Source organism: Nocardioides sp. (assembly GCF_041393715.1).
Taxonomy (GTDB): domain Bacteria; phylum Actinomycetota; class Actinomycetes; order Propionibacteriales; family Nocardioidaceae; genus Nocardioides.
Genome location: NZ_JAWKJQ010000005.1, coordinates 17061 through 39688 on the forward strand (window position 1 = coordinate 17061; position 22628 = coordinate 39688).

The 22628-nt window shown below is 73.4% G+C and carries 24 protein-coding genes; 12 read left to right on the forward strand and 12 right to left on the reverse strand.

Annotation, left to right across the window (positions count from 1 at the left end; translation table 11 throughout):
• Positions 1-4 precede the first annotated feature (4 nt).
• Positions 5-1393 (reverse strand): pyridine nucleotide-disulfide oxidoreductase, encoded by a 1389-nt coding sequence (locus tag R2740_RS08965; protein ID WP_371302344.1) that lies wholly within the window; start codon positions 1391-1393, stop codon positions 5-7.
• A 216-nt stretch (positions 1394-1609) separates the two neighbouring features.
• Between R2740_RS08965 and R2740_RS08970 the strand changes: the two genes are divergently transcribed.
• Both R2740_RS08970 and R2740_RS08975 read left to right on the forward strand, forming a co-directional pair.
• Positions 1610-1756 carry a hypothetical protein gene (locus R2740_RS08970; RefSeq protein ID WP_371302345.1) on the forward strand — a complete coding sequence of 49 codons (147 nt, stop codon included), beginning with the start codon at positions 1610-1612 and terminating at the stop codon, positions 1754-1756.
• A gap of 119 nt (positions 1757-1875) precedes the next feature.
• Positions 1876-2187, forward strand: a complete 312-nt coding sequence (locus tag R2740_RS08975; protein WP_371302346.1) for a UBP-type zinc finger domain-containing protein — start codon at positions 1876-1878, stop codon at positions 2185-2187.
• An 18-nt stretch (positions 2188-2205) separates the two neighbouring features.
• Here R2740_RS08975 and R2740_RS08980 read toward each other — a convergent pair whose 3' ends face one another.
• Positions 2206-3489: an NAD(P)-binding domain-containing protein gene (locus tag R2740_RS08980; RefSeq protein ID WP_371302347.1), complete on the reverse strand. Its 1284-nt coding sequence runs from the start codon at positions 3487-3489 to the stop codon at positions 2206-2208.
• A gap of 174 nt (positions 3490-3663) precedes the next feature.
• Between R2740_RS08980 and R2740_RS08985 the strand changes: the two genes are divergently transcribed.
• From R2740_RS08985 to R2740_RS09015, 7 genes are all read left to right on the forward strand, one after another.
• A complete protein-coding gene (locus R2740_RS08985) occupies positions 3664-4482 on the forward strand; it encodes a class I SAM-dependent methyltransferase (RefSeq protein WP_371302348.1) in 819 nt (272 codons plus the stop codon).
• An 88-nt stretch (positions 4483-4570) separates the two neighbouring features.
• Positions 4571-4837 carry a DUF4242 domain-containing protein gene (locus R2740_RS08990; RefSeq protein WP_371302349.1) on the forward strand — a complete coding sequence of 89 codons (267 nt, stop codon included), beginning with the start codon at positions 4571-4573 and terminating at the stop codon, positions 4835-4837.
• A 28-nt stretch (positions 4838-4865) separates the two neighbouring features.
• A complete protein-coding gene (locus R2740_RS08995; RefSeq protein ID WP_371302350.1) occupies positions 4866-7889 on the forward strand; it encodes an AAA family ATPase in 3024 nt (1007 codons plus the stop codon).
• A gap of 157 nt (positions 7890-8046) precedes the next feature.
• Positions 8047-8628: an OsmC family protein gene (locus tag R2740_RS09000; RefSeq protein WP_371302351.1), complete on the forward strand. Its 582-nt coding sequence runs from the start codon at positions 8047-8049 to the stop codon at positions 8626-8628.
• Positions 8629-8639: 11 nt separating this feature from the next.
• Positions 8640-9374: a PIG-L deacetylase family protein gene (locus tag R2740_RS09005; RefSeq protein WP_371302352.1), complete on the forward strand. Its 735-nt coding sequence runs from the start codon at positions 8640-8642 to the stop codon at positions 9372-9374.
• Positions 9371-10090 (forward strand): AzlC family ABC transporter permease, encoded by a 720-nt coding sequence (locus tag R2740_RS09010; RefSeq protein WP_371302353.1) that lies wholly within the window; start codon positions 9371-9373, stop codon positions 10088-10090. The genes R2740_RS09005 and R2740_RS09010 overlap by 4 nt, the downstream gene beginning before the upstream one ends.
• Entirely contained in the window at positions 10087-10404 is a 318-nt protein-coding gene (locus R2740_RS09015) for an AzlD domain-containing protein (protein ID WP_371302636.1), read from the forward strand. The genes R2740_RS09010 and R2740_RS09015 overlap by 4 nt, the downstream gene beginning before the upstream one ends.
• A 33-nt stretch (positions 10405-10437) precedes the next feature.
• Here R2740_RS09015 and R2740_RS09020 read toward each other — a convergent pair whose 3' ends face one another.
• A complete protein-coding gene (locus tag R2740_RS09020; RefSeq protein ID WP_371302354.1) occupies positions 10438-12237 on the reverse strand; it encodes an ABC transporter ATP-binding protein in 1800 nt (599 codons plus the stop codon).
• A 98-nt stretch (positions 12238-12335) separates the two neighbouring features.
• Between R2740_RS09020 and R2740_RS09025 the strand changes: the two genes are divergently transcribed.
• Positions 12336-12770 carry a MarR family winged helix-turn-helix transcriptional regulator gene (locus R2740_RS09025; RefSeq protein ID WP_371302355.1) on the forward strand — a complete coding sequence of 145 codons (435 nt, stop codon included), beginning with the start codon at positions 12336-12338 and terminating at the stop codon, positions 12768-12770.
• A 77-nt stretch (positions 12771-12847) separates the two neighbouring features.
• Positions 12848-13222, forward strand: a complete 375-nt coding sequence (locus tag R2740_RS09030; protein ID WP_371302356.1) for an MmcQ/YjbR family DNA-binding protein — start codon at positions 12848-12850, stop codon at positions 13220-13222.
• Here the strand turns inward: R2740_RS09030 and R2740_RS09035 are convergent.
• The 6 genes from R2740_RS09035 to R2740_RS09060 form a co-directional block, all read right to left on the reverse strand.
• Positions 13168-13881: a hypothetical protein gene (locus R2740_RS09035; protein ID WP_371302357.1), complete on the reverse strand. Its 714-nt coding sequence runs from the start codon at positions 13879-13881 to the stop codon at positions 13168-13170. The two genes, R2740_RS09030 and R2740_RS09035, sit on opposite strands and share 55 nt — an antisense overlap.
• A 6-nt stretch (positions 13882-13887) precedes the next feature.
• Positions 13888-14763, reverse strand: a complete 876-nt coding sequence (locus tag R2740_RS09040) for a hypothetical protein (RefSeq protein ID WP_371302358.1) — start codon at positions 14761-14763, stop codon at positions 13888-13890.
• On the reverse strand, positions 14760-15623 hold the full coding sequence (locus tag R2740_RS09045; RefSeq protein ID WP_371302359.1) for an ATP-binding cassette domain-containing protein: 864 nt from the start codon (positions 15621-15623) through the stop codon (positions 14760-14762). The genes R2740_RS09040 and R2740_RS09045 overlap by 4 nt, the downstream gene beginning before the upstream one ends.
• Positions 15623-17005 carry a sigma factor gene (locus R2740_RS09050; RefSeq protein WP_371302360.1) on the reverse strand — a complete coding sequence of 461 codons (1383 nt, stop codon included), beginning with the start codon at positions 17003-17005 and terminating at the stop codon, positions 15623-15625. Before R2740_RS09050 ends, R2740_RS09045 begins: the two co-directional genes overlap by 1 nt.
• A 104-nt stretch (positions 17006-17109) precedes the next feature.
• Entirely contained in the window at positions 17110-17556 is a 447-nt protein-coding gene (locus R2740_RS09055) for an HNH endonuclease (RefSeq protein ID WP_371302361.1), read from the reverse strand.
• A gap of 182 nt (positions 17557-17738) precedes the next feature.
• A complete protein-coding gene (locus R2740_RS09060; RefSeq protein ID WP_371302362.1) occupies positions 17739-19061 on the reverse strand; it encodes an AAA family ATPase in 1323 nt (440 codons plus the stop codon).
• Between the two features lie 108 nt (positions 19062-19169).
• Between R2740_RS09060 and R2740_RS09065 the strand changes: the two genes are divergently transcribed.
• Positions 19170-20162, forward strand: a complete 993-nt coding sequence (locus R2740_RS09065; RefSeq protein WP_371302363.1) for a heparan-alpha-glucosaminide N-acetyltransferase domain-containing protein — start codon at positions 19170-19172, stop codon at positions 20160-20162.
• A gap of 1452 nt (positions 20163-21614) precedes the next feature.
• Here the strand turns inward: R2740_RS09065 and R2740_RS09070 are convergent.
• From R2740_RS09070 to R2740_RS09080, 3 genes are all read right to left on the reverse strand, one after another.
• Positions 21615-22073, reverse strand: coding sequence for a hypothetical protein (locus R2740_RS09070; protein WP_371302364.1), 459 nt, complete (start codon positions 22071-22073; stop codon positions 21615-21617).
• Positions 21958-22287, reverse strand: a complete 330-nt coding sequence (locus tag R2740_RS09075) for a hypothetical protein (RefSeq protein WP_371302365.1) — start codon at positions 22285-22287, stop codon at positions 21958-21960. The genes R2740_RS09070 and R2740_RS09075 overlap by 116 nt, the downstream gene beginning before the upstream one ends.
• Positions 22288-22348: 61 nt before the next feature.
• Entirely contained in the window at positions 22349-22603 is a 255-nt protein-coding gene (locus tag R2740_RS09080; protein ID WP_371302366.1) for a hypothetical protein, read from the reverse strand.
• Between the last annotated feature and the right edge of the window lie 25 nt (positions 22604-22628).

Here is a 22628-nt window from a genome sequence, read left to right on the forward strand (position 1 = left end):
GGGGTCAGCCGGAGGCGCCCGCGGTGAGCCGCGCCATCGAGGCGTACGCCGGCTCGATCGCCTCCAGGAGCCGTCCGTAGAGCACGTCGCGGGCGGGGTCGGGTGGAGCGCCGGGGAGGTCACGGGTGGCGTTGACACGGGTGGTCGCGAACCAGGGGCCGAGGTCGGGGTGCCCGCGCCAGAGCCCTTCGGTGGCGAGCCCCTGAAGGAGCATCTGCAGGTAGCCCAGCGGCCCGCCGTCGACGAAGTTGGCGGGGCAGAGCCGGTTCTTCTCCTCCAGCGGCAGGTCGAGCGCCTCGACCCGCGCGATGACCGCGCTGCTCAACGGCATGTTCAGCCGGGAGAGGTACTGCACGGTGATCCGGTCCGCCGCGAAGACAGGGACGGGCGGTGCGTCCGGCAGCCCGGGAGCCGCGCAGTGCACGTGCACCCGGCCCGGCGTGGTGGGCACCTCACCTTGCTCGAGCACGATCCGGTCGGGCTCGACCCGCAGCACCCGGCCCAGCCGCACGACGTCGGTGATGCGGCGCAGCTGGTGGATCTCGTGCTCGCTGATCGTCGGGCCGCGGAACACCGTCGGCCACACCTCCGGGTCGACCCGGAGCAGCACGCCGACCCGCTCGAGATGCTCGAACACCTGATCCTCGGTCGTGGCGCCGGCGAGGGCCTCGAGGAAGCCGACGGTGCCCTCCACGGTGAGCGCGGCCAGCCGGTCCGGCTGGAGGAAGCGCCGGTTGTTGAGCCAGGCGTCGCGGGTGCGGACCCAGGTGATCCTCTCGGGTGGGCACCCCTGCTCGAGCAGCCACCCGCAGGTGTCCATCGCCGTCTTGCCGGTGCCGATCACGACCACGCTCTCGGGTGGCCCGTCGAGCCGGGTCAGGCCGGCCGGGGTGACCAGCCGGACGCCCTCGGCCACCTCGAACGGCGGGGGAGAGGACTCCGGGGTCCGCGAAGCGGTGTAGGTCGCGTCCACCACGCCGCGACGCGCCCGCACGATGCTCTCCGCGCCGGTCTCGGGGCTGCGAACCCGCCCCTCACCGAGGTGCTCGGTCGCCGGGAGGAAGCGCACCCGCCCGGACCCGAGGAAGCGGTCGCGCAGCAGCGTCGAGAAGTAGTCGCGGATCTCCGCGCCCGAGGCGCGCGTGTAGTGGCCCTGCTCGGGCCCGTCGGACTCCAGCCCTCCGTCGCCCAGCGGCGTCGAGGCGACGCCGTACCACGGCGACGGCTGGTGCAGCCGGACGAAGGGGTAGGACTCCAGCCAGTGCCCGCCCGGTGCCGCCCGCCGGTCGACGAGCACCACCTCGGCGTCCGAGACGTCGAGCAGCGAGTCGACGAAGCCCATCCCGGCCATGCCGGCACCCACGACGAGGTAGTCGGTCTCGATCACGCTCATCGGAGCCTCCTGCTCGGGACGGTATCGCCGTGGCGACGGGAGAACCCACCTTCCGGGGTGAAGACGGCCCGGTCGTCCGGGCCTAGGTTCGAGGCGTCGACCAGCGGTGGTCCCTCCACCTCGGCCGACCCGGTTCCGAGGCCTCGGGCCGCGTCACGCGCCGCACGTCGGCGTGAGCCAGCGTCCACCGACCCACGGAAGGCCCGCGTCATGACCATGACCCCTCCAGACCCTGCCGAGAACCCCGACCTCGTCCCCAGCGGCGAGCCCGTCGGCGACCCCGATGTCACGCCCGATGGCGAGCCGACCACCCAGCCCGACCCGCTGGAGCCACTGCCGGACGAGGACCGCGAGGAGCAGTAGCCCAGCGCGCCGGGCCGCCGCCACCACGCGTCGGCGGCGGCCCGGTCGGGGCGGTGCCCGGTCAGGTCCCCGTCGCTACCGTGGTGGTGCCGCCACCCGGCGCGAGAGGGAGGAACCGGATGAGCACCTGGCCACCCGAGCGCAGCTGCGCCCACCTCGACCAGGCCTACCGGCCCGCGGCCCCCGGATCGGCGGGGTGCGTCGACTGCGAGGCCATCGACGCGTCGTGGGTGCACCTCCGGGTGTGTCAGGCGTGCGGCCACGTCGGCTGCTGCGACTCCTCGCCGCACCGACACGCGACCGCCCATGCGCGCGGCACCGACCATCCCCTGATCCGGTCCTTCGAGCCGGGCGAGGGGTGGTACTTCTGCTATGCCGACAACGTCGACTTCGAGCTGGCGGACGCGCCCGCGGCGCCGTCCCATCCCTGAGCATCGCTGCGACACGCGTCACGACCTGACCGAGGACGCCACCCGCTCCAGGTGGCCGACCAGGTGCGTGGTCAGCTCCACGGCGTCCGGGCCGACGCCGTCGAGGAAGTTCGACTTGCGGCGCCGCAGGAACGGCAGGCCGAGCGCGTAGAGCCCCGCCGCGGCGGCCACGCCACCGTCGTGCCGGAGCCGCCCCGACCCGTCGAGCAGGGTGGGGTCGAGCCAGGGGTAGCGAGGCCGGAAGCCGGTCGCCCACACGACGGAGCCGTAGGCCGTCAGGTCGGCGTCCAGCCGAGAGCCGTCGACGACCGTCGGGTCGGGACGGGTCGGTTCGCCGATCTCGGCCTCCAGCCCGCGCTCGGCGGCGAACTCGTCGATCCGGTCCAGCAGCCGCCGCTCCTTGAGGTCGGCCAGCCGGCAGATGTTGCCCAGGGAGCCCGAGAACAGCGCTCGGGACCCGTGGACACCGCCGAGCCGGCCGACCACGGAGACACCGCGCTCGGTGAGGCCGTTCAGATCCAGGGTGCGTCGCTCGGGGGTGCCGACCAGCTGGAGCGAGGGCAGGCGGCGCGCCTTGGCGAGGTCCTCGACCTCGTCGTAGCGCTCGTCCAGGATCCCGAGGGTGTCCATCCACCAGTGGATGTCCATGCCCCGGTAGGTCCGGGGCAGCCGGACGTGCTCGCCGGTCGCCAGGGTGACCTCGCGGCCGGCCCGGCTCAGCTCGTCGGCGATCTGCAGGCCCGAGGCCGAGCCGCCCACCACCAGCACCGGGCGGTCGGGCAGCTGGCCCGGGTTGCGGTAGTCGACGGGGGTGAGCTGCACCAGGTGGCCCGGCAGCTCCTCGGCGTACGCCGGCACGTGGGGGTGGCTGCAGGCGCCGCTGGCGACCACCACGGCCCGGGCACGCCAGCGTCCCTGGTCGGTCTCGACGAGGTAGCCGTTCTCGACGGATGTCACCCTCGACACCGTCGTGTCGGTCAGCACCGGAGCGCCGAACGAGCTCCGGTAGCCGTCCAGGAAGGCCGCGACCTCGCCCGCGGTGAGGTAGCCGTCGGGGTCGTCGCCCTGATAGCTCCAGCCCGGCAGCCGCGTCATCCAGTTGGGTGAGAGCAGTCGCAGCGAGTCCCATCGCTCGCTGCGCCACGACTCCGCGGTGCGGCCGCGCTCGAGCACGACGTGGTCCACCCCCGCCTCGCTCAGGCAGCGGCTCATGGCCAGGCCGGCCTGGCCACCGCCGACGATCACGACGTCGATGGTGCGGGCTCGACCCGGTGCTGGTCGGCGGGCTGCGGGGCTGGTCATCGGGTTCCCTCTCCGGGCTTCGGTCGGTGGTCTCGGGGCCGTGGTCGGTCCCGGTGACCCCTACGCTCCCCGCAGCGGTGGCGCAGAGGCTTGGAGAGGGTGTGGAGAAGTCCTGGAGCCGATCTCCACGTCGCCTCCAAGACCGCGGGCCCGTGGGGGCGGCACGGTGGTGCCATGACAACCTCCACTGCACCCACCGCCCTCCCCACCGGACACCGGTGGAAGACCGCCGGCGACGCCTGGGGCCACGCGGCCGTCGACTGGTCCTGCCTCTTCGAGCACTACGCGGTCAACGTCATCCAGGTCGCCCTCGACCGGCTCGACGTCCGCCCCGGCTCACGACTGCTCGACATCGCCTGCGGCTCGGGACTGGCGCTGCGGCTCGCCGAGGCCGCCGGCGCCGAGACTGCCGGCATCGACGCCTCCGAGCAGCTGATGGCCGTTGCCCGGGCCCGCTGCCCGGAGTCCGACCTGCGCCTCGGCACCATGTTCGACCTCCCGTGGGCAGACGAGACCTTCGACGCCGTCACCTCGATCAACGGCATCTGGGGCGACTGCGAGGCCGCCCTCGCCGAGGCCTTCCGCGTGCTCCGTCCGGGTGGGCGCATCCTGCTGAGCTTCTGGGGCCGCGGCCACCTCGACCTGCGGCCCTGCTTCAAGGTCTTCGCGGCGCACTCGCCCGAGGCGCACCAGCAGGGCATGCGGCGTACCAACAACATCGCCCGAGACGGGGTCGCCGAGACGATGCTGGCCGACGCCGGCTTCGAGGTGCTCGAGCGGGGGAGCCGGATGTCGACCGTCGAGTGGCCGGACGCCGAGACCGCCTGGCGGGCGGTCTCGAGCGTCGGCCCGGCGGTGCCCGCGCTGGAGCACACCGGTGCCGACGTCCTGCGCCCGCTGGTGATGGAGGTGCTCGAGCGGACCGTCGACGAGCTCGGCGTCTTCCGCTTCCGCAACGACCAGGAGTACGTCGTCGCCGCCAAGCCGAGGTGACCCGCCGTTCAATGAGGGCGCGCGCGCTCCCGGTCCTATGTCAGACTGGACGGCGTTGCGGGGGTGCAACGGACGCAGGAGGACCGCCATGCCGCTCTATCTGGTCGAGCGAGAGTTCGCCGAGGAACTGGATCTCGACGACGAGACCAAGCGCCTGATCGAGGCCTACAACCTGGAGCACGAGCTGACCTGGCTCACGTCGTTCCTGTCGGCCGACAAGAAGAAGACCTACTGCCTCTACGAGGCCGACGACGTCGACGTGCTGCGCCGGCACGCCGCCGACCTGGGGCTGCCGTTCGACTCGGTCGTCGAGGTCTCCGAGATGAGCTCCCTGGCCAGGGGGTCCGTGTTCTGACGGGCCGCGTGGCGAGGGGTCGCTGACCGTGCCGCAGTACCGCTTCGGCGACTTCCGGGTCGACACCGACACCGTGGAGGTGTGGGGACCCGACGGGATCCGCGACGTGGAGCCGCAGGTCTTCGGCGTGCTGCAGTACTTCGTCGAGCAGGGCGACCGGCTGGTCACCAAGGACGAGCTGCTCGAGAACGTCTGGGGCAACAAGTTCGTCTCCGAGTCCGCGCTGACCACCCGGATCAAGCAGGCCCGCCGCGCTCTCGACGACGACGGTGCGCGCCAGTGGGCCATCAAGACCGTGCACGGGCGCGGCTACCGGTTCGTCCCGCCGGTCGAGCAGGTGACCGCGGCGCCCGCCGTCGAGACGCGCCAGGCCACGACGCTCCCCGACGAGCTACGGATGGGCGGTCGCCGGCCGTTCTGCGGCCGGGTGGAGGAGCTCCGGCAGGGTGCGGAGGTGGTCCGCGAGGCGGCCGTCGACGGCCCCTTGGGATGGGTGTGGGTCCTGGGTGAGCCGGGCATCGGCAAGAGCCGGCTGGCCGCCGAGCTCGCCGCCGATGCCCACGCCCAGGGCCACCGGGTGGTGTTCGGTCGCAACAGCGAGGACCTGCGGGTGCCCTACCAGCCGTTCGTCGAGGTGATCGGGCAGCTGGCCGGGCCCGGCCGAGCCGACCCGGAGATCCCCGAGCTCCCCGAGGAGCTGCTCCCGCTGCTGCCGACCTCCGTGGTGGCCGGGCACCCGGCGGGCGCCGGCCGCGCGGCGCGCGCCAGCGTGGACGACGAGGGCCGGCGGTTCCATCTCTTCGAGGCGCTCGCGGGGTGGCTCGAGCGGTGTGCCGCGAGTCGGCCGGTGACGATCGTCGTCGACGACGTCCACTGGGCCGCGGAGTCGACGCTGCAGCTGCTCGCGCACCTCCAGCAGCGGCCCGGCCAGGCGGCGGTGACGCTGGTGCTCACGGCTCGTGACACCGCTCCCGACGCCAGCGAGCGGATCGCCGACCTGATGGCCACGGCCCAGGGGCGGCCCCGCACCGTGCTCGTGCACCTCGTCGGTCTGCGCGTGGCCGAGGCCGCCCAGCTGGTGGGCGACGAGGGCGTCGACATGGCCGAGGTGATGCGGCAGACCGCGGGGAACCCCCTCTTCCTCCAGGCCGTCGACCCGGTCGCCGGCGCGGTCCACATCGAGGGCGCCGTACGCCGGCGGCTGGCGACGCTTCCCGCCGAGATCCAGGACAACCTCCGGATGCTGTCGGTGCTCGGTCTCGAGTTCGAGCTCACCGTCGCCGCGGCCGCGCAAGGTCGCGACGAGCTCGAGCTGCTCGACGACCTGGAGGCCGCCGTCGCCGCCCGGCTGCTGGAGGACATCGGCGTCGACCGCTTCCGGTTCGCCCATGCGCTGGTGCGGTCCTCGCGGCGCGACCAGATCAGCTCGGCGCGGCGCACCCGCATGCACCGTCGGATCGCCGATGCCCTGGAGCGGACCTTCCCCGACGACCTGGCGCACCTGCCCGAGCTGGCCTTCCACACCGCCGAGGCCGCCCGGGGCGACGCCGACCTGCGCCCGGTGGCCGTCGACCGGCTGCAGCGGGCCGCCGAGGCCGCCATCGACCGCTTCTCCTTCGACGAGGCCGCCGACCTGCTGGCCCAGGCCCGCGCGCTGGCCGTCGACGGCGACGCCACGACCCGGACCCTGCTGGCGTTGTCCCACGGCAGCGCCGAGAGCCGCACCGGACGCAACGTGCCGGCGGCCCGGATCTTCGAGGAGGCCATCGTGCTGGCCCGCGAGGCCGAGGACGTGGTGCTGCGCGTCGAGGCGGCGCTCGGCTACGAGGACGCCCGGTGGCGACCGGGGCTCGACGGGGCCCAGTCGATGGTCCACCTCGAGGAGGCGGCGGCGCTGCTGGACGCCGAGGCCGAGGCCGGCCGCGAGGTGGAGGGCGAGGCCGATCTCCGGGCCCGCCTCGCCGTCGCCCGCCTGCGGGCGCTCGCGATGTCGGAGCGTCAGGGCGAGGCCGACGACGCGTTCACCGAGGCCATCGGGCTCTCCACGGCCATGGGGTCCCCGACGATGGAGGCCAACGTCCTGAGCGTCTACCTCGGCCACGTCGTGCTGCACCGCGGCGTCCGGGACGCCGGTCCGATGATCGCGCGGCTCGCCGAGCTCGAACCCGAGATCGACAACGGCGACGTGGCCCTGCACGCCCTCCACGACCGGATCATGTTCGCCACCCTCACCGGCGACTGGCCGGAGTCCCGGCGCCTGGTGCAGGTGATGGCACGCCAGCAGGAGCGCTGGCGGTCGAGCTTCTGGGAGTTCATCCGCACCAACCAGGAGGCGATGGAGGCCTACTACCGGGGCGACCTCGACGGCAGCGAGCGGCTGGCCAACCGGTGCCTCACGCTCGCCAAGCGGCTTCCGGACGAGGACGCCACCGGCACCTACGGCCTCCGCATGTTCCTGGTCCGGCGTGAGCAGGACCGCCTCGCCGCCGTCGCCCCGATGATCCGCACCGTGGTCGCCGCCGCCGGCGGCGGTGACCTGTGGACCCCCGGTCTCGCGTGGCTGCTGGCGGAGACCGGCAGCGTCGAGGAGGCCGAGGAGGTGCTCGGCGACCTGCGCGCTGCCCAGTTCCTGCTGCCGCTGGACAGCATGTGGAGCACGGTGATGGTCTTCCTCATCGAGACCATGGTGCGGGCTGGGGACCGCACCTCCTGCGCCCTGCTGCGTGAGCGCTTCGCCCATCTGGAGGGGACCAACGTCACCACCGGCGCCGGCCAGTTCTGCTTCGGACGTGCCGATCGCTACCTCGGCATGCTGTCGCTCACCCTGGGCGAGCTGGAGCTGGCCGAGCAGCAGCTGGGCGCAGCGCTCGAGGGCGACGACGCCGGCGGGTCGGTGCTGTGGGCCAACGACAGCCGCCTCTGGCTCTCCCGCGTACGCCGCGCGCAGGGCTACGACGCCGAGGCCGACGCCATGGCCCGGGTGGTGCTCGCCGAGGCGCAGGCCCACGGGCTGCACCGGCTGGCCCGGGTGGCCGCCGCCGAGCTCGGCTGAGCTCCCGGCCGAGCCCGTTCGCGGGCCTCCAGAACCCCTTCAGGACCCCTCCAGGTCGTCTCCAGGTCCTCTCCAAGCCGTGCGGTGCCCTCCGGCCGGAAGGTAGTGGTCACACCGGCACCCCGCCCGGGGAGCCACCCGAGAGGAGATCACACTCATGACCACCACCACCCACCCCACGACCACCGAGCGTCCGGGCGAGACCAACGGGGTGCCGACCGCCAAGATGTTCGGCGCGATCGCGAAGTTCACGGACAACGCCGAGCTGGCGCAGTTCCGCTTTTCGGCCAAGAACAGCTGGGTCGACGGCACCGCGAGCACCTCCACCATCCACGAGTGGTACGGCATCGGCGCCGACCAGCTCCACGTGCAGGAGTTCCAGTTCTCCAGCGACCACCCGACGCTGGGCCACGGCTACGGCCCCACGCCGCAGGAGTACGTCCTGCACGCCCTGGCCTCCTGCATCACCGCGGGCATCGCCACCGGCGCCGCCGCCCGTGGCATCAAGCTGAACCGGGCGACCTCGACGGTCACCGGCAACATCGACGTCCGCGGCGTGCTCGGCGTGGACCAGGACGTGCGCAAGGGCTTCAGCGGCATCGAGGTCTCCTTCGACGTCGACGCCGACGCCGACGAGGACCAGATCGACGCGCTGATCGCCTCCGCGACGAAGTACTCCGCCGTGTTCGACATGCTCACCGGGCCGACCCAGGTCACCGTGGGCCGCACCGAGGCCTGAGAGGGACGATCATGACGAGCAACCACACTCCGGCAGCCCCACCCCGGAGCCTGCTGGGGCTGTGGGCGCACCCCGACGACGAGTCGTACCTGTCCGCCGGCCTGATGGACCGCGTCCTGCGGGCCGGCGGGCGGGTCACCGTCGTCACCCTGACCGACGGGGAGGCCGGCTTCCCGGCCGACGACCCCCGCCCGGTCGAGGAGCGTCGCGCGCTGCGGCGTTCCGAGCTGCGGGCCGCGATGGCGGCCCTCGGTGTGCACGACGTGCGGTTCGTCGGGCTGCCCGACGGCGGTCTCGCCGACCTCGGCGAGGACGAGCCGCTCGCGGCGTTCCGTGCCGCACTGGCCGACGTGCGTCCCGACGTCACCGTGACCTTCGGGCCCGACGGGATCACCGGCCACGACGACCACGTGGTGGCGTCCCGGCTCGCCACCGAGGCCTGGCGGGCCGAGGGCTGCGGCGAGCTGTGGTACGCCGCCAAGACGCACGGCTGGCTCGAGGAGTGGCGCGAGCTGCACGACCGGCTCGGCGTCTGGATGACCGAGGAGCCCACCGGGGTGGAGGACGAGGAGATCGCGATGCTGGTCGACCTCACCCCCCGCGAGCTGCGGCGCAAGCGCGCCGCGCTGGCCGCCCACGGCAGCCAGAGCGACCTCGTCGCCGCGGCGATGGGCGAGCCGACGTACCGACGGTGGATCCGGCAGGAGACGTTCCGCCTGCCCGCGCTGGCCGGAGCCCTGTCATGACCGCCGTGGTCGGCGAGTGCGGCGTGCCGCTGCCCGTGGCCCCGGCCGCCGGTCCGGTGCGGCTCGCCGCGCAGGACACGGCGCCCTTCATGGCGGCCCTGGTGCCGTTCGGCCTGGCCGTCGGCAGCGCCAGCGTCGCCGCCGGTCTGAGCTTCGTGCAGGCGATGTACGGCGCCCTGGTGATGCTGGCGGGCGCGGCTCAGCTCGCCGTCGTCGAGTCCCTCGGTCGCGCCGACGGGATCGTCGCGGCGGTCGTGGTGACGCTGCTGATCAACCTGCGCTTCGTCTACTACGGCGCCGGCGCCGCCCGCTGGTTCGCCTCCGCGCGGCTGCCGATGCGGCTGCTGCTGGTCTTCCCGCTGGTGGACCAGAGCTTCCTGCTCGGCCAGCAGCGCTTCGACGACAGCGTCGACCTGGTCTGGCGGCGCCGCTACTACCTCACCGTCACCGCCCTGTTGGCGAGCTCCTTCGTGATCAGCCAGGTCGTCGGCTACCGGCTCGGAGCGGGCCTGCCGCCCGCCCTCGGGCTGCACCTGGCGGCACCGCTGGTGTTCGCCGGCATGCTGGCCAAGCACCTGCAGACCCCCACGGCGCGGGCCGCGGCGGTCGGCGCCGCGCTGGCCGTCCCCCTGCTCGGCGGGCTGACCGGCCCGGCGACCCTGCCGGCCGCGATCGCGCTCGGCGTCCTCGTCGGCTCCCGGAGGTGGACACGATGATGGTGCTGCTGACCTTCACGCTCGCCGCGGTCGTCACCTTCGCGCTGCGCGCCTGGATGACGGTTGCCGGAGGGCGGCTGGTGGAGTCCGAGCGCTTCGCGGAGCTGACCGCGCTGGTGACCCCTGCGGTGTTGGCGGCGATGATCGCCTCGGCCCTGCTGCTCGGGCACGGCCACGCGACGACGCCGGCCGTCGCCTCGGTCGCCGCCGTGGTCGCCGCGTTCGCGGTCGTCCGGCGCACCGGCAACGTGGGCCTGGGCCTCGCGCTCGGCCTCGCCGTCAACGCCTGCCTGATGTTCGTCGGCCTCGGCTGACCGATCTCGGGGGCCGCCCGACCGGGCGGCCCCTCAGGCGGCGTCGGCCAGCCCGATGCGGACCAGGTCGGCGTAGGTACCACCGCGCAGCAGCAGCTCCTCGTGGGTGCCCAGCTCGACGACGCGGCCCGCCTCGAGGACGGCGATCTGGTCGGCGTCGCGGACGGTGGAGAGCCGGTGCGCGACGGTGATCGTGGTGCGTCCCTCGGCGAGGCCGTCGAGGGCGGCCTGGACCTCGCGCTCGGTCTGGTTGTCCAGCGCGCTGGTCGCCTCGTCGAGCACCAGCACCCGCGGGTCGCGCAGCAGGGTGCGGGCGATCGCCAGCCGCTGCTTCTCGCCACCCGAGAACCGGTGGCCACGGGACCCGACGACGGTGTCGTAGCCCTCGGGGAGCCCCTCCACCAGGTCGTGGATGTGCGCGGCCCGGCAGGCCTCCTCGATCTCCGCCTGTGTCGCGCCGGGGCGGGCGTGGAGCAGGTTGTCGCGGACCGACGCGTGCAGCAGGTAGGTCTCCTGCGTCACCACGCCGACAGCGGCGGCCAGGTCCTGCAGGGTGAGGTCGCGGACGTCGACCCCGTCGAGGCGCACCGCCCCGGCGGCGGGGTCGTGGAGGCGGGCGACCAGCGAGGCCAGGGTGGACTTGCCGCTGCCGGTCTCGCCGACCAGGGCGAGGGAGGTGCCGGCGGGCACCGTCAGGTCGATGTCGTGGAGCGTCGGGACGTCGCCGTACGAGAAGGACACGTGGTCGAGGCGGATCTCGCCGTGGACGGTGTCGAGAGCCACCGGGTCGGTCGGGTCGTCGATCTCGACGGGCAGGTCCTGGTACTCGAAGATCCGGCTGAACAGCGCCAGCGACGCGGTGACGTCGGCCTGCACGTTGAGCAGCATCATCATCGGGCGGAACAGCGTCCCCTGCAGGGCGATGAAGGCCACCAGGGTGCCGATGGTCATGCCCGCGGACGTGGCCGGGAGCCCGGCGGCGAGGTAGAGGACGGCGGGTACGGCGGCGAAGACGACGTTCATGGTCGCCATCCGCCACCGGCCGGCCAGCTGCGACCGGACCTCGAGGTCGACCAGGTCGGCCGAGGTGTCCTCGAAGCGCCGCGCCAGCGTGGGCGCCGCGCCGAGGGTCTTGGTGAGCTGGATGCCGCTGATCGAGAGTCCCTCCTCGACCTGGGCGTGCAGGTCGGCCAGCCGGCGCTGGCGCTGCGCGGTCACCGCGTAGCGCAGGTGGGCGACCTGCCGGGTGAGGAGCACCGCGGGAGGAAGCACCACCAGGGTCACCAGGGCGAGCTGCCAGCTGAGCGCCAGCATCGCCACCAGCGTCCCGACCACGGTGGTCAGGTTGGCGGCGATCGACGTCGCCGTGGAGGTGACCACCGACTGCATGCTGCCGATGTCGTTGACCACCCGGGACTGGATCTCCCCGCCACGGGTGCGGGTGAAGAAGCCGACGGACTGTCGTTGGAGATGGCCGAAGAGGTCGGACCGGAGCCGGTGCATGACCCGCTGGCCGACCGTGGTCGCCTGCCAGGTCTGCAGCACCCCGATCGCCGCCGAGACCGCCGCGATGCCGACCATCGCCAGCACGCACCACGTCAGGAGCGCGACGTCCTGCCGGGGGATCGCCTCGTCGATCACCCGCTTGACGAGGAAGGGCTGGGCGAGCCCGACCGAGGAGCTCGCCACGATGAGGGCCATCACCAGCGCGAGGCGGGCGCGGTGCGGCGCGAAGAGCCGGAGCACCCGGCGCAGGGACACCGGCGCGTCCGCGAGCTGGCGCCGGTCGGCGTCGCGGGCTTCGGGATGGCGGCCGCCACGGCCGCGGTTCATGGAGTCATCCATCCGATCACTCGTCCTTCGGTGTGCGGGAGTGTTTTAATGAGGTTACCTCATGATGAGGCAACAACGCTATTTGCTAGTCTGTTCCCGTGCCTCCGACCGACCAAGGCCACGACGCGGCCAGTGACCTGCTGATGCTGGCGGCGCGCTCGATGCGCAGGGCCTATGCCGACGCGATGGCCGACTACGACGTCACGCCGAGCCAGGCCCGTGCGCTCCGGACGGTCGCCGATCTCGGACCCGTGCGGCTCTCGGTCCTGGCCGAGCGCCTGCGGATCGCGCCTCGCTCCGCGACCGAGGTGGTCGACGACCTCGAGGCGCGTGGCCTCGTCGCCCGGGGTCCCGACCCCGACGACCGGCGGGCGACCAAGGTGGCGCTCACTGCGGCGGGGGAGGGCCTGCGCGACCGGCTCGAGGGGGCGCGTCGGGCGGCCTCCGACCAGCGGCTGGCCGCACTGAGCGCCGCCGAGCGCGACCAGCTCGCCGCGCTGCTGGCCAGGCTGGTCGAGCGCCCGGCGGACTGATCCTGGTCCGGTGTCGGCCCGCCGACCCGATGCCGGTCCGGTCCGTGGGTGTCCGGGGCTCGTGGCAGGCTGGGTCCGTGGCCAAGAAGGAGCGTCCGCCGGTGCCCGACGCCTGGGTCGACCGCATCGACGAGATCCTGCGCGGCCTGCCCCAGGTGCACTGCGAGCCCGCGTGGGTGGGCACCCGCTGGCGGGTGCAGGGGGCCACGGTCGCGCACGTCTTCGGCGGTGAGGACCAGCTGTTCCGGGTCACCTTCCGCGGCGAGACCGACGAGGTGATGGCCTTCCAGCACCTCGGTGCTCCCTACTTCAGGGCCGAGTGGGGTGCCAACGTGATCGGGCTGGTGATCGACGACGACTCCGACTGGGCCGAGCTCGCCGAGCTGCTCACCGACTCCTACTGCCTGGTGGCCCCGGACCGGCTGGCCGCCCAGGTCGACCGCCCCGCGTGACCGACGCCCGTGGTCCCGCCATCCGGTCGGCCCGGGCCACCGGCGGTGACCGGACGTCGGCGGCGGAGCCACCAGCGTGCCTCCGCCAGCTCGAGGGCGAGGACCACGAGGGAGGCGGCCGCCACTGCTGACCAGGCCACCAGGCTGGTCGCCCACTGGCCCGGTGTCGCCGTGCCATAGGGGAAGACGGGGAGCTGATCGGGGAGCGGACGCACCAACGCCCATCCGGCGCCGGCCGGGATCACGGTGGCGGCCAGAGCGAGGCCGGGCATCGGGTTCCCGGCTGCCCGGCGGCTGGTCGCCCACGCGGTCCCGGCCGCGAGCGCGGCCAGACCCTGGACGAGCACCGCTCCGGCGTGGCCGAACAGGGAGTCCCGCGCGTGCCAGACCGTCACCAGCCAGACGCCGGCGAGCAGCGCCGGCGCGGGCGCTCGCGCGGCGGTCCGCCACGCGAGGCCACGCGGCGTCACGTCCACGACCGCGCCGGCCTGCTCGTCGAGGCACCAGGCGGCGGCCCCCGCGAGGAGAGCGACGGCGGTGCCCTCGAGGGGCCACAGCAGCCAGGCGTCCCGGTGCACCAACTCGATCAGCGTGGCGACCAGGAGCGCCGCCACCGCGACCCTGACCCAGGGGACCGACCACCGGAGGTAGAGCAGCATGCTCGGTTATTCGCCGAACGGAGCGCTGGGCAGGAGCGGGTTGGAGATCGGCTCGGTGTACCCGACGGTGAGGGTGAGAACGCCGAGCGCCAGCGCGGCCAGTCCCACCGCGGCCGCGACCCCTCGCAGCCTGCGGCGGTCGGACTCCGGATCGTGGTAGACCGCCGCGATGACCCCGAGCACGCACAGGGCCGCGAGGTAGAGCACCCACAGGAACGGGTTGCCCGGGACGGTCGTCCAGCGGTCACCGTTCCACCCCATCGGACCGAAGAAGTGCGTCCAGACCCAGAACACCCGGTAGGGCTGACCGCCCGAGAAGTTGCCCTGCAGCAGGATCGTGAGGATGACCAGGACGATCGCGGCCAGGGCGGCCGTCCCGCGTCGCGGAACCCAGCGTGCCAGCACGAGTCCGAGCAGCGGCCCACCGACCGCGGCCATCACGCCCTGGCCGAACTGCACCGCGAGGACGAACGCGTCGCTGACGCCGGGCGGGATGGTGTCGGCGGTCGGCGGGTGCGTCTGGTAGACCACGACCTCGACGACCCAGTCGATCATCGCCAGGGTGAACGGCACGACGACGGCACTGGCGAGTGCGAGGGAGCGCACCCGTTCCGGGACGGCGACGGCGCCGGCTGCCTCGGCGGCGCGGTCCGAGCGCCGGGTGAGGCTGTACATCGTGACCAGGCCCAGGACGCCGAGCAGCGCGCCGGCCGCGAGCCCGTTGAGTGCGCCCGAGCTGGGCTCGACGTGGGAGCTGGAGTAGGTCGTGCTCACCACCATCAGCACGGCGCTGAACCAGAACAGCCGGTGGCGCAGGTAGTGGCGGATCTCCTGCCGGGCGAGCACCCGCAGTGCGGACCCGGTCTCGGTGGTGACTGTCATCGGTTGACTCCTTCGGTCGGCTGCGGCTCCGCACGGAGCAGCAGGTAGGCGTCCTCCACGGAGGGATCGACGCTCGAGGAGTCGGGGGCGGGCTGCCCCCCGACGGACCGGATCAGCCCGTTCCCGGTCTTCCAGGTGTGGACGGCCCCGGGGGTCGGGGTCGCTCCGAGGTGCACACGGCCGGCTGCCGTGGCGAGCAGGTCGGGGACGGAGCCGTCGAAACGGACCCGGCCGCCGTCCAGGACGATCACCCTGTCGCACAGGGCGGAGACGTCCTCGGTCTGGTGGGTGGAGATGAGCACGGTCCCCGGCAACCCCGAGAGCAGCCCGCGCAGGGCCGCCCGCTGCTCGGGATCGAGCCCGGTCGTCGGCTCGTCGAGGATCAGCAGCTCGGGCGCTCCGAGGAGGGCCTGGGCGATCGAGAGGCGTCGGCGCTGACCACCGGAGAGCTTGGTCACCTTCATCGAGCCACTGTCATCGAGCTGCACGAGCTCGAGCACCCGGCGGACCTCCCGGTGACGGCGCCCGCTGTCCTTCCACTCCTTGAGGACGGCGATGTAGTCGAGGAAGCCGAACGCCGTCATCCCGCGCGGGAACACCACCTCCTGGGGGAGGTAGCCGATCCGGCGGCGGGCCTGGACCCGGTCGGCGTGGCTCCCGGTCACCTCGTGCCCGGCCACGACGATCCGGCCAGTGGTCGGCGGCATCGCCGTGGCGAGCAGCCGCTGCATCGTGGTCTTGCCGGCACCGTTGGGGCCGAGCAGGCCCACGACGGCCGACTCGAGGGTCAGGCTCGTGGGGTGCAGCGCCGTGGTGCCGCCGTAGGTCTTGGAGACGCCGTCCAGGATCGCGGTGGACATCAGCCCTCGGCTCCTCTCAGGGTGCGGGTGGTGGCGCGGACGGCGACGAGGCCGGCGAGCGGCAGGCAGGCGACGGCAAGCAGTGCCTGGGTCACCCCACCGGTCACCACGCCGGTCCCGCCCGCTCCCACCGCGACCGACACGGTCGTGAGCCATCCGAGCGTGAGCACCCCTCCTGACGCCCAGGGCGACAGCCAGCCCAGCAGGAGGAGCGCGCCGCTGCTGAGGGCCAGCCCCGGCACCAGCCAGGAGAACGCGACCGCATGGAGTCCCGGGACGGTCAGGCCGAGGAGCAGGGTCACCGGGAGCGCGACGGCCAGGGCGGCCGTGGTGCGCAGCAGGGCCAGTCGCAGCTTGGAGTAGGGCGTGGCCGCACCGACCTCGCGCAGCGAGTCGGTCGCGTCGAACGCCGCCACCACCGCGAGCATCGGGACCAGAGGGGCGAGCCCCAGGAACACCGCCTCCTGGCGCCACCCGATCAACCCGCTGACCAGGGCGCACGCCACGGCCCCACCGATCGCGGTCAGCCACGGCAGGGTGACCGCGTCCGCCGCCCCCAGCAGCACCAGCTCGGACTCGCCGACGCCGGCTCGCCGCAGCCAGCGCAGCGCGCGTGGGGGCTCCGGGCGCGTGATCTCGGCCTGCACCGACCGCCACACCGCCTCGACGGTCGCGGGGGAGACCGTTGCTCCGGCCGCCCGCCGGCAGTCGGCGCACGACGCCACATGGGCCTCCACCGACACCTCGGCGGCGGCGTCGAGCCGACCCCCGGCGTACGCCGACCACAGCGGCTGGTCGACGTGCCATCCCTGGTTCGTCGCACCCACCGTCACCACCCCTCTCCGAGCAGCAGCTGCTCCCTCAACCTCGACCGGGCGATCCGCATCCGACTCTTCACCGTTCCCTGGGGGATCCCCAGCAGTGCGGCCGCCTCTCGGGTCGAGAGCGCCGTCGATGACCGTCGCCTGGAGGACCTGGCGCAGCTCGGGCGACAGCGCCCGCAGCGCGTCTCCGACGGATCCGTGCTCGACGGCGACCAGCAGCTCGTCCTCGGCGCTGCGCACGGTCGGCGAGAGCGCCGAGACGACCCTGGCCGAGACCGGCACCGGCGCCGCCCTCTTGCGCAGTCGGCTGACCAGCTGGCGGATGGCGATCCCCCAGAGCCAGGCGCCGACGTCACCGTCCCCCCGGAAGGTCCCGGCCCTGCGCCAGACCGTCAGGAAGGCGTCGTGGAGCGCCTCCTGGGCCAGGGCCTCGTCCCCGGTGCGCCGGCGAAGGCGCAGCAGCAGCCATCCGGTGTGCCGCTCCACGAGCTCGCGCAGCGCAGGCTCGTCGCCCTGGGTCACCAGGTCCAGGAGCTCGGTGTCGGTGAGGTGCTGCACATCCCTACTGTCGCGGCTCGGGTGCCGATCGGATCAGATCGGGACCGATGAGTTTCTGGCGGCCTACGCAGTCGTCACGCGGATCCGGCACCGTCGGCCCGGCCTCAGCCTCGCGCAGTCACCAGCTGTGCCCGGGTGGGCACGAACGGCGCGCGACGGAGCCGGAGCCCGGCCTCGGTCGGCGTCCGGTTGCCCTTGCGGTGGTTGCAGCGCTCGCACGCCGCCACCGTGTTGGCCCAGGTCCACGCGCCACCGCGGCTGCGCGGCAGCACGTGGTCGATGGTGCTGGCCCGGCTCCCGCAGTAGGCGCAGCGGTGCCCGTCGCGCAGCAGCACCCCGCGGCGGGAGTAGGGCGCCGGGCGGTACATCCAGGTCGCGGCGACGTAGCGCACCAGCCGGATCACCCGTGGCCACGGGTGCGGGCCGATCATCCTGTCGTCGTGCGCCTCCTCGACCGTGGCGACCTGGCGGACGAGCATCCGCACGGCGTGCTGGAACGTCACCGTGCCCAGCGGCTCGTAGGAGGCGTTCAGCAGCGCGACGGCGGTCATGGCGGCTGGTCCTCTCCGGTGCTCGTGGGTCCATGGTGCCCCGAGCGGCCTCGACGTGGCTCACCGGACGCGCCGATGTGCCCCTGTTCCCGCCTCCCGAGGGACGGCGACGGTACGTCGGCCGGGGGACGCGTGGCCACTGCTTATCCGGCCACCGCTGACCGCGGTGGCCGGGGCGGGCGTCAGAGGTACACGCCCGCCGGCGCCGGCTCGCTCGCCCAGCGGCCCTTCCCCTGGGTGGCGGCCTGGCCCAGCAGCGCTCCGGTGGTGACCTGGTCGTCGGTCGCCAGCACGGTGGCGCGCACCAGCTCCTTGAGGTCGGCCCCGGTGGCGCCGTCGGTGGCGCGGGCGACGGCGGCGAGGTCGAGCGTCGCGTCCGACCACGCGAGGTAGCGCTCGAGGATCGCGACCCGACCGTCGAAGCCGGGCGCTTCCATGGTGATCACCGTGTCGAACCGGGACGACCGCCGGGCGGCCTTGTCGATTTTGCGAGGGTCGTTGGTCGAGGCGATGACCACCACGCCGCTGCGGTCGGCCAGGCCGCCGTCCATCACGTTGAGGAACTCGCGCAGCCGGTGCGGCTGGGTGCTGCCCCGCTCGCCCGCGATCAGGTCGAGGTCGTCCATCAGGATCAGCGTGGGAGCGAGGTCGGCAGCGAGGTCGAAGAGCTCGGTCAGCCACATCTCGGTCACCTCCGAGCCGGGCACCAGCACGGTGGCGGTGCCCGCGAGCTCGCCCGCGACCACGGTCCCGAGCTGGGTCTTGCCGGTGCCCGGAGGACCGACGAGGAGGAGGCCGGCGCTGGTCCCGAGACCCCGCGCGGCGAGCCGATCGGACAGCGCCAGGATCCGGTGGACGCCGCGGTCCACGGTCCGCCACACGGCCTCGTCGAGCTGGAGGGTGGCGCGGGTCGCGGTGGCCATCGTGGCCGGGCGCAGCACCAGCCCCTGGTTGGTCGCGCGGACCCGGTAGCGCCCCAGGCGGTACGGCGACCCGCTGGTGCGGCGCTCGCGCAGGAAGGCGGCGAGGGCGTCGCTCAGCTGGCCGGCGTACTCGCGAAGGCCCAGCAGCTGGACCTCGAGGCCGTAGCGGAAGGGGGCCAGGCGCAGCGCCACGGAGGTCTCGTGCAGCACGCCCGCGGGCAGGTGCACCAGGGCCGACCGGAACGTGCGCACGTCGCCGTGCGCGCCGGGCACCCGCTCGGTCGTGGCCGGCAGGTGCGGGTCGGCGCCGCCGGGGTCGGCGCCGTGCTCCAGCTGCGCGCGCAGCAGCCACACGCCCACGGCGTCGGCCACCGGTGGCGCGACGACCTCGGCCGAGACCGCCAGGTCGGCGGCGTGCGTCCCGAGGCGGTGGGCCGCCCACTCGAGGTGGGTCTGCTGGCGGGGTTCGCGGCGGGCGAACTCGCGGTCGACGGTCTCGCCGAGCAGCCGCAGCGCGGGCTGCAGCAGGTCGGCCGAGCATCGGTCGGTCAGGGTCGGGTCGAACGGGTCGAGCTGGGTCATCGGGCACCACCTTTCGGGTCTGGTCGGGACGTGGGCACAGTCGACCAGTCTCTCGTGCGCACCCCGGCGCCGCCACCGGGTTTCGGGCCGGCCCTGTCACGATGGGCCGTGCCCTCCTCCACCCGACCCGCACCCGCGGGTGACGAGCGCGCCTGGTCCGGGGGCCGGATCGTCGGCATCGACATCGCCCGCTGGTGGGCGCTGATGGGGATGGTCGCGACCCACGTGCTCGTCGCGGTCCGACCCGGAGGAGGCGGGATCACCACGGTCCAGGCGGTGGCCGGCGGTCGTGCCTCGGCGCTGTTCGCGGTGCTCGCCGGAGTCTCGATGGCGCTGCTCAGCGGGGGAGTGCGGCCGGTGAGCGGCGACGCCCGGCGCGGGGCGAGGCGGGGGCTGCTGGTGCGGGCCGCGCTGATCGCGGGGTGGGGTCTGATCCTCGGCCAGCTCGGGACCTCGATCGCGGTGATCCTGACCTACTACGGTGCGCTGTTCGTGCTCGGCCTGCCGTTCCTCGGGCTCCGCACCCGCAGCCTGGTGCCGCTCGCACTGGGGTGGGCGGTGCTGGCGCCGCTGCTGTCGTTCTGGCTGCGCCCGCACCTGCCGGACCGTCTCGACGCCAGCCCGGTGCTCGCCGACCTCGGACATCCGGCGCTGCTGGCCGGCCAGCTGCTGTTCACCGGCGTCTACCCCGCCTTCTCGTGGCTGGCCTACCTGCTGTTGGGACTCGCGATCGGCCGGACCTCGCTGGACCGGCGCCGTGTCGCGGTGGCGCTGGTCGGCTGGGGAACCGTGGCCGCGGTGACGTCGTACGCCGCCTCGCGGGCGCTGCTGGCCGCGCCGGGGGTCCGCGCCGAGCTGGCCGCGACGCTGCCGCCCGGGATGAACCGCGGCGGACTCGACCTGACACTCGCGTGGGGGATGCTCGGCGTCACCCCGACGGGGAGCACCTGGTGGCTCGCGGTGCTGACCCCGCACTCCGGGGACGCCGTTCGACCTGGTCCACACCGGTGGCTGCGCGGCCGTCGTGATCGGGCTCAGCCTGCTGGTCCGCCCAGCTGGCGCCCGCGACCGCTCTCCGTGCTGTTCGGGGCCGGGCGGTGACGCTCTTACTCCTGCGTGGCGCTGCGGTCACCCGGCTGGCTCGACGCCGACAGCCCCGGCATCTTCTGGACCCACGTGCTGCTGCTGTCGGCGATCGGTGCGGCCTTCCGGTGGGCCGACCGACAGGGGCCGCTGGAGCAGGTGGTGGCCGTGGCGGCCCGGGCGGCACTGAGGGCCCCGGGAGGATCTCCAGGCCCTCGACGCCACTGCGTGACGACGGTCCTCAGCGCACGTCGTAGCGGTCGAGGTCCATCACCTTGGCGAACGCCGCGGCGAAGTCGCGCGCGAACTTCTCGCCCGCGTCGTCGCTGGCGTAGACCTCCGCCACGGCCCGGAGCTCGGGTTGGAGCCGAAGACCAGGTCGTTGCGGGTGCCGGTCCGCACCTCGCCGCTGGCCCGGTCGCGTCCCTCGACGTCTCCTCCGAGTCGTCGACGGGCGACCAGGCGGTGCCCATGTCGAGCAGGTTGGCGAAGTCGTTGCTCAGCACGCCCACCCGGTCGGTGAGCACACCGTGTGTCGAGCCACCGTGGTTTGGCGCCGAGCACCCGCAGTCCGCCCACCAGCACCGTCATCTCCGGAGCCGTGAGGGTGAGCAGGTTGGCACGGTCGAGGAGGGAGTCTCCGCCTTCATCTGGTGACCCTTGCCGAGGAAGTTGCGGAACCCGTCGGCCAGCGGCTCCAGGCTCGAAGGACTCGACGTCCGTCCTCCTGCGAGGCGTCCATCCGCCCGGGCGTAGAACGGGACCGTCACCTCGTGGCCGGCGTCGCGGGCGGCCTTCTCGACCGCTGCGGCGCCGCCCAGCACGATCAGGTCGGCGAGCGAGACCTTCTTGCCCGCGCCCGCGGGCCGTTGAACGACTCCTGGACGCCCTCGAGGGTGCGGAGGACCACCGGCCAGCTGGTCCGGCTCGTTGACCTCCCAGCCGCTCTGCGGCTGCAGGCGAAACCGCGCGCCGTTGGCACCGCCGCGCTTGTCGCTTGCCGCGGAACGTCGAGGCCGACGCCCGCGGCGGAGGACCAGCGACGACCGTCAGGCCGGAGTCGAGGATCTGCTGCTCAGGAGGCACGTCCGCGTCGTCCACGAGCTCGTGGTCCACCGCGGGGATCGGGTCCTGCCAGATCAGCGTCTCCTCCGGCACCTCCGGCCCGAGGTAGCGCTGGATCGGGCCCATGTCGCGGTGGGTCAGCAGACCAGGCCCGCGCGAAGGCGTCGGAGGCTCGGTCGAAGTTCTCCATGAACCGACGTGAGATCGGCTCGTAGACCGGGTCCATCCGCATCGCCATGTCGGCCGTCGACATCATCGGGGCGTGCCGCTTGGCTGGGTCGACCGCGTCGGGTACGGCGTCGGAGCCGGCGCCGTCCGGGCCGCCACTGCTGCGCGCCGGCCGGGCTCTTGTGGAGCTCCACTCGAAGCCGAACAGCGTCTCGAAGTAGCTGTTGTCCCAGGTGATCAGGGTCGGTGTCCAGGCACCCTCCAGCCCGCTGGAGATGGTGTCGGTGCTGTTGCCGCTGCCGTACGTGCTGATCCAGCCCAGGCCCTGCTCGGCCAGGCCGGCCGCCTCCGGCTCGGGGCCGACGTACTGCTCGGGGTCGCCCGCGCCGTGGGTCTTGCCGAAGGTTGTGGCCGCCCGCGGTGAGCGCCGACGGTCTCGGCGTCGTTCATCGCCATCCGCCGGAACATCTCGCGGATGTCGCGACCCGACGCCACCGGGTCGGGGTTGCCGTTGGGTCCCTCGGGGTTGACGTAGATCAGCCCCATCTGGACGGCGGCAAGCGGGTTCTCCAGGTCGCGGTCACCGGTGTAGCCTCGTCGCCCAGCCAGGTGTCCTCCGAGCCCCAGTAGACGTCCTCGTCGGGCTCCCAGACGTCCGCGCCCGCCGCCGGCGAAGCCGAAGGTCTGCAGCCCCATCGACTCGAGCGCGACGTTGCCGGTCAGCACCATCGGGTCGGCCCAGGAGATCTTGTTGCCGTACTTCTTCTTGATCCGGCCAGAGCAGCCGCCGGGCCTTGTCGAGGTTGACGTTGTCGGGCCAGCTGTTGAGCGGCGCGAACCGCTGCATGCCCGCCCCGGCTCCGCCGCGGCCGTCGTTGATGCGGTAGGTGCCCGCGCTGTGCCAGGCCATCCGGATGAAGAACGGGCCGTGGTGGCCGTAGTCGGCCGGCCACCAGTCCTGCGGTCCGTCATCAGGGCGGTGAGGTCGCTCTTGAGCGCGGCCAGGTCGAGGAGCCGAAGGCCTCGGCGTAGTCGAAGTCCTCGCCCATCGGGTTGGAGGCGGGCGCGTGCTTGCGCAGGATCGAGAGGTTGAGCCGCTCGGGCCACCACTCGCTGTTGGCCGAGCCCGTGGTGGGGTGGGGCGTCCCGTGCATGACCGGGCGGCCGCCTTCCCTCGACTCGTCCTGAACGTCGCCGATGGCAGCGTCGTGGTTCTCACCAGGCATGGCTTTCCTTTCGGGGTGGGTGGTG